This window comes from Rhodococcus sp. BS-15 (assembly GCF_000813105.1).
Classification (GTDB): Bacteria; Actinomycetota; Actinomycetes; order Mycobacteriales; family Mycobacteriaceae; genus Rhodococcoides.
In genome coordinates, this window is the sequence record NZ_BAOX01000300.1 from 1 (window position 1) to 5,781 (window position 5,781).

Genomic DNA, 5,781 nt, shown 5'->3' on the forward strand with positions numbered 1-5,781 from the left:
GGGGCGCCTGGAGGAGGCGTCGGGAATGACACCCGAGGACGCGCAGCGCAGGCTGCGGGCAATCCCGGGCGTCGGCGTCTGGACGGCAGCCGAGACCGCGCAACGCGCCCTGGGGGATCCCGACGCATTGTCGGTGGGCGACTACCACCTGGCGTCGGTCGTGGGCTGGTCGCTGCTGGGTAGGTCGATCGACGACGCGGAGATGGTCGAGTATCTGCAGCCCCTGGCCCCGCATCGGCATCGCGCGATTCGGCTGCTGTACCTGAGTGGGAAGGCGACCAAGCCGAAGTTCGGTCCGCGAACCGCGCTGGTGGATCACACGTGGCACTGAGTTCGACCGTGCTGTCCGACGCCGTGGCGTAGAACACGAAAGTTGTAGTCAGCAACCGGGAACAGAACGAGTGCCCCGGTTGCTGAACTTCGGGTGGCCCAAGCACCGAACACGTCAGCAGCCGAGACAGCCGTAGCCCAAGCACCGACAACGAGCGCGTCCCCCGAGCCGACATCGAAGGAACGCCTGCGGGTGATCCTGGTGCTCGGCGCACTCATCGCGCTCGGCCCCTTGACCATCGACATGTATCTGCCTGCTCTTCCTGCCATCGCCGACGACCTGAACACCCCGTCGTCGGCGGTGCAGCTCACCCTCGCAGGCACGTTGATCGGACTCGCCCTCGGCCAACTCGTCATCGGGCCGCTCTCGGACATCGTCGGCCGGCGACTACCGCTCATCGTCGGCACCGGAGTGCACATCCTGGCGTCCGTCGCGTGCATCGTGGCTCCCAACATCGCCGTGCTCGGTGGCCTACGCGTCGTGCAGGGTCTCGGCGCTGCCGCTGCTGCCGTGGTGGCGATGGCCATCGTGCGAGACCTGTTCAGTGGACGTGCGGCCGCAACCGTGCTGTCCCGGCTGATGCTCGTCATGGGCGTCGCACCGGTACTGGCTCCCTCGCTCGGCGGCGCCGTGCTGCTGGTCGGATCGTGGCGTCTCGTCTTCGCAGCGCTGGCGATCATGGGTGTCGCCTGATGACACTGGCGATCGTGTCGCTACGCGAGACGCTGCCGCCCGAGCGTCGTCGTGCGAGCGGGGTCATGCCGGTGCTGCGCACCTACCGCTCTCTGCTGCGCGACGCCCAGTTCGTGGTGCTCGTTCTCGTCGCCGCACTCGCGATGTCCTCGTTGTTCGCGTACATCGCCGGATCGTCGTTCGTGCTGCAGGAGGAGTTCGGCCTCGACGAGCAGCAATTCGCGATCGTCTTCGCCGCCGGCGCGATCTCGCTCATCGGTGCATCTCAGCTCAACGTCCTCCTGCTCGGACGCTTCGCTCCGGTGCAGATCGTGTTGGCTGCACTGTCGTTCGCCGTCCTCGCGGGTGGCGTCATGGCCGTGCTGGCGATCGCCGAGATCGGCGGGATGGCCGGCTTCGTGATTCCGCTGTGGTTCGTGCTCGGTGCCGTCGGATTCGTGATGCCCAACGCGCCTGCTCTCGCGCTGTCCAGGCACGGTGAGGCCGCAGGAGGTGCCGCTGCCCTCCTCGGAGCAGCTCAGTTCGGCCTCGGTGCCATCGTCGCGCCGATCGTCGGCGCACTCGGAAACGACGCGGTTGCCGTGTCCACCACGATGGTCGTGACCTCTGCCGCCGCACTGGCAGCGCTGGGTGTCATCACCGCGCGCTCGTCTTCGAAGGCTGTGAGCTCGGTGCGGGCCACCACACACTAGGGTTTCGGCCATGGCCGAACGCGAACGTGATGCGCACGGTAAACCCCTCAACGCCAGGCCTCGTGACGGTCTCGGGCGGCCCCTCGCGCGCGGCGGCGACGGAACCCCACGGGTGCCCGACGACCTCCGGCTTCCGCCCACCGCTGCCCTCGTCGAAGCGCAGCGATTCCTCGACACGAACATGCCCTTCCATGCGCACGAGGTACTGGAAGGCACGTGGAAGAGCTGCTCGCCCGAGGAGCGTCCGTTGTGGCAGGGCCTCGCCCAACTCGCCGTCGGATTGACCCATCTGATGCGCGGCAACCGCGTCGGTGCCGGTTCGCTGCTCCGGCAAGGACACGATCGGCTCATCGGCTTCGAGTGCAACCCGCCGCATCATCTCGACGTCACCGGCCTGCTGACCTGGTCGGAGGGCCTGCTCGGCGAGCTCGAGACCGGGACGTTGCCGGTCGCTCCCGGAATTCCGGCGCTGCGCACCACCGACTGAACCGATCCCGACGGGGGCGTCCTGGCATCCGATTCCGGCTCGAGCTAGCCTGGGCAAGGTTAGGTAAGGCTAGGACAATCCGCATCGGAAGTGGGGTTCGTCGGCGTGACCGTGTTCGCACCGCTGAGACTCGTGCACCGCGAGACGATCAGCCCGGCCCAGCTCGGACGCACTCTCTGCACCGAGGTAGCCGAACAGGTTCCGTACTGGGTCGCCGTCCTGACCCCGGCGGAGCGACCGTTGCTCACCGAACAGTCCACGAAATTCGAGCAGACGTCGATGACGTTCGCGTTGCCCGACGGCCGACACCGCCGCCGCGTTCTGCTGCTCGCGGCCCTGGGCTCGGCCGTGTCGACGTGGCAGAGAAACAACCGTCGCGGCTCCTCGGCCGGCGTGCTGGTTGACCTCGATCTCGAGAACACCGGTGCAGTTCACCCGGTCCGGCTTCCTGCACTCCACATCGACGCTCTCGCCGTCCCCTCGCACCGCGAGCACCTCGTCGACGAGGTCTCGAGGCGACTGGGCTCGGTACCGAACGGCGGCCGCGATTACGCACTGACCCGCAACTATCCCGCGCTGGCCTCTCGCGCCGGAGCACAGATCATCGTGCGTGAGGATGGACGGGCGGAGACAAGCCGCGATCACGCCATCGACATCGGGATCACCACGACGGGTGCAGGTACCGCGCAGGCGCGCATCACCTGGGCTGCGAATCTGCACGGCATCGACGAACTGACCCGACTGTGGTCGGCGGCCGTGCACGACCTCGCTCTCACCACTACAGGCTCTTCAGCAGCCTGACGTCGTCTTCGATCCCCTCGGGCGGAGTCTCGAGGATCACCGGCGCGTCGGCCGCCAGTGCGACGGCCGTCAGAATCTCGGCGTCGATCGTTCCGGTGCCGAGATTTGCGTGCCGGTCTCGCGCCGAGTCGAACTCGTCGCGCGAATTGTTCAGATGCACCAGATCGATTCGGCCGGTGATCGCCTTGATTCGGTCGACCACGTCGACCAGATCCTCGCCCCCGGCCCACGCATGACAGGTGTCCAGGCAGAATCCGGCACCGAATTCACCGATCGCGTCCCACAACCGGGCGATGTCGTCGAAGTGGCGCGCCATCGCGGAGTCTCCGCCCGCGGTGTTCTCGACGAAAATCGGCACGGCGAAGCCGCCCTGCTCCGCTTGGCGCTCGAACAGCTTGCGCCAGTTGTCGATTCCCTTGGCAGTGTCCTCACCCTCACGGACGTGACCGCCGTGGACGACCAGCCCGATGGCCCCGATCTCGGCCGCAGCAGCAGCCTGCTCGACGACGGCCTTGCGCGAAGGAATGCGGATCCGATTGTTCAAGCTCGCGACGTTCAGGACGTAGGACGAGTGCACCACCACGTCGACATCGCCGGTCAGCAACGCCTCGCCCTGAGGGTGCGGGGTGAGCTTGTTCCACTTCTGCGGATCGGTGAGGAACATCTGGACGAGGTCGACGCCGAGCGCCTCGGCCGTACCGAGAGGGTCGCTGCTGTCGCGGACGTGGCTCCGATGCGCATGACGCCCATCATAGGGGTGGTGTTCAGGGTCTCCCCTGATAGCGACCGGCGCGGAACGCTGCAACACTGGCACCCATGAGCGACATCGCCGCACGTGCGGTCAACGTATCGAAGGTCTACGGATCAGGGGACACCCAGGTTCACGCACTGTCCGGGGTGAGCGTGGAATTCGCTCGCGGAGAATTCACCGCCATCATGGGCCCGTCGGGTTCGGGCAAGTCCACGCTCATGCACTGCCTGGCCGGCCTGGACAATGCCTCCTCGGGAACGGTGACCATCGGCGACACCGAGTTGACGGCACTGTCCGACAAGGAGATGACCGGATTACGCAGGGACCGAATCGGATTCGTGTTCCAGGCCTTCAATCTGGTGCCGACGCTCACCGCGCTGGAGAACATCACACTGCCTCTCGACATCGCCGGCCGCACACCGGACCAGGGATGGCTCGACACCGTGGTCGACCGACTCGGCCTGCGTGACCGCCTCGATCACCGCCCCAGCGAACTCTCGGGCGGACAGCAGCAGCGAGTGGCGTGCGCCCGTGCACTGGCAGGCAGGCCCGACATCGTGTTCGGCGACGAGCCCACCGGCAACCTGGACTCCCGCTCGTCCGGCGAGGTGCTGTCGATTCTGCGCACTGCCGCAGACGAATTCGATCAGACCGTCGTCATCGTCACGCACGATCCACGCGCGGCCAGCTACGCCGACCGCGTCGTGTTCCTCGCCGACGGTGCCGTCATCGACCAGCTGAACTCGCCTACGGCCGACGCCGTACTCGAGCGGATGAAGAAGCTGGAGACGGTCCGATAATGGCGCACTCCGTTTCCAGCAAACCTCCTCGACAAAAGCCGTCGGGCAATCCCATGCGCAAGGTGTCGCTGAGAAACCTTGCTGCACACAAGGTTCGGCTGGCACTGACCGTGCTTTCCGTCGTACTCGGCACGGCATTCGTCGCGGGTTCGTTCGTGTTCACCGACACCCTCCAGCGCACCTTCTCCTCGCTGTTCGCCGATACCGCGCAGGGCGCGGACGTTCGAGTGAGCCCCGAGGACGCGCGTTCCTCCGGCGTGCCGAACGAGGACATCGCGGCGATCTCGGCGTTACCGAACGTGCGCGCCGTGTCGCCCTACGTCGGCGGGCAGTTGGTGCTGCTGGGGTCGGACGGTGCCGCCGTACAGTCCGGCGGCGCACCGACCATCGGTGAGTCGTACCTCCCCGACGACCAACGACTCGGCGATCCGACCACCTTCGTCGACGGTTCGGCTCCCACCGCTCCCGGTCAGGTCACGATCAACGCCGGTGGCGCCGAGCGCGCCGGACTGAAGGTGGGCGACGCCACCCAGGTCCTCGTGCCGTCCAAGGGCATCACCGACGTCACGATCAGCGGAATCTATTCCACAGCAACCGAATCCGGTGGCTACATCGGAATCCAGTTCGTCCAGAGCCAGGCGAACGAGCTGTTCACCGACGGTGCCCACGTGCAGTACATCGACGTCGCGGGCAACGATCTCGCCGCGCAAGGGTTGACTCAGAGCGATCTTCGCGACGAGATCGCCGCGGCGTTCCCCGATCTGAAGGTCCAGACCGCCGCGGACGTACAGGCCGAGACTCAGGCGGAGGTCGAGTCGGCACTGTCGTTCATCAACTACTTCCTGCTCGCCTTCGGTGGGATCGCTCTGCTGGTCGGCACCTTCATCATCTACAACACGTTCTCGATGATCGTCGCGCAACGCGTCCGCGAACTGGCACTGCTGCGCGCCATCGGAGCCAGCCGCGGGCAGGTCAGCCGATCGGTCGTCCTCGAAGCTCTCGTCGTAGGCGTCATCGGCAGCGTGCTCGGCTTCGTCGGCGGAGTAGGGCTTGCCTACGGGCTACGGGCACTGCTCAACGCTTTCGACCTGGGCCTACCGTCGGGACCGCTGGCGCTCGAGCCGCGCACGGTTGCCGTCGCCTTCGCCGTCGGCATCGTCGTCACCGTGCTGAGCGCGTACGCACCGGCCCGGCGAGCGGCCAAGATTCCGCCCCGTCGCCGCGAT

Annotated in this window: 4 protein-coding genes and 3 pseudogenes; 6 read left to right on the forward strand and 1 reads right to left on the reverse strand. The window is 66.7% G+C overall.

Annotated elements, in window-relative coordinates; translation table 11 throughout:
• From RHBS_RS23215 to RHBS_RS23230, 4 genes and pseudogenes are all read left to right on the forward strand, one after another.
• Positions 1–331, forward strand: a pseudogene (locus RHBS_RS23215) (DNA-3-methyladenine glycosylase 2 family protein); the annotation flags it as partial.
• A 93-nt stretch (positions 332–424) separates the two neighbouring features.
• Positions 425–1,716: pseudogene (locus RHBS_RS23220) on the forward strand (multidrug effflux MFS transporter).
• A 10-nt stretch (positions 1,717–1,726) separates the two neighbouring features.
• On the forward strand, positions 1,727–2,203 hold the full coding sequence (locus RHBS_RS23225) for a DUF309 domain-containing protein (RefSeq protein ID WP_128646518.1): 477 nt from the start codon (positions 1,727–1,729) through the stop codon (positions 2,201–2,203).
• A 105-nt stretch (positions 2,204–2,308) separates the two neighbouring features.
• Positions 2,309–3,004: a hypothetical protein gene (locus RHBS_RS23230; protein ID WP_128646520.1), complete on the forward strand. Its 696-nt coding sequence runs from the start codon at positions 2,309–2,311 to the stop codon at positions 3,002–3,004.
• Here RHBS_RS23230 and RHBS_RS23235 read toward each other — a convergent pair.
• Positions 2,982–3,745 (reverse strand): annotated as a pseudogene (locus RHBS_RS23235) (deoxyribonuclease IV). The gene RHBS_RS23230 and the pseudogene RHBS_RS23235 sit on opposite strands and share 23 nt — an antisense overlap.
• A gap of 75 nt (positions 3,746–3,820) precedes the next feature.
• On the opposite strand from RHBS_RS23235, the gene RHBS_RS23240 reads away from it, so the two are divergent.
• Together RHBS_RS23240 and RHBS_RS23245 are read left to right on the forward strand one after the other, a co-directional pair.
• A complete protein-coding gene (locus RHBS_RS23240; protein ID WP_121871417.1) occupies positions 3,821–4,555 on the forward strand; it encodes an ABC transporter ATP-binding protein in 735 nt (244 codons plus the stop codon).
• Positions 4,556–4,608: 53 nt separating this feature from the next.
• On the forward strand, positions 4,609–5,781 hold a 1,173-nt coding region (locus RHBS_RS23245), incomplete at its 3' end, for an FtsX-like permease family protein (RefSeq protein WP_145977578.1).

Excerpts from the sequence above, each read along its gene's own strand:
- RHBS_RS23225 (WP_128646518.1), top strand. The coding sequence starts at position 1,727 with ATGGCCGAACGCGAACGTGATGCGCACGGTAAACCCCTCAACGCCAGG.
- RHBS_RS23240 (WP_121871417.1), top strand. The coding sequence starts at position 3,821 with ATGAGCGACATCGCCGCACGTGCGGTCAACGTATCGAAGGTCTACGGA.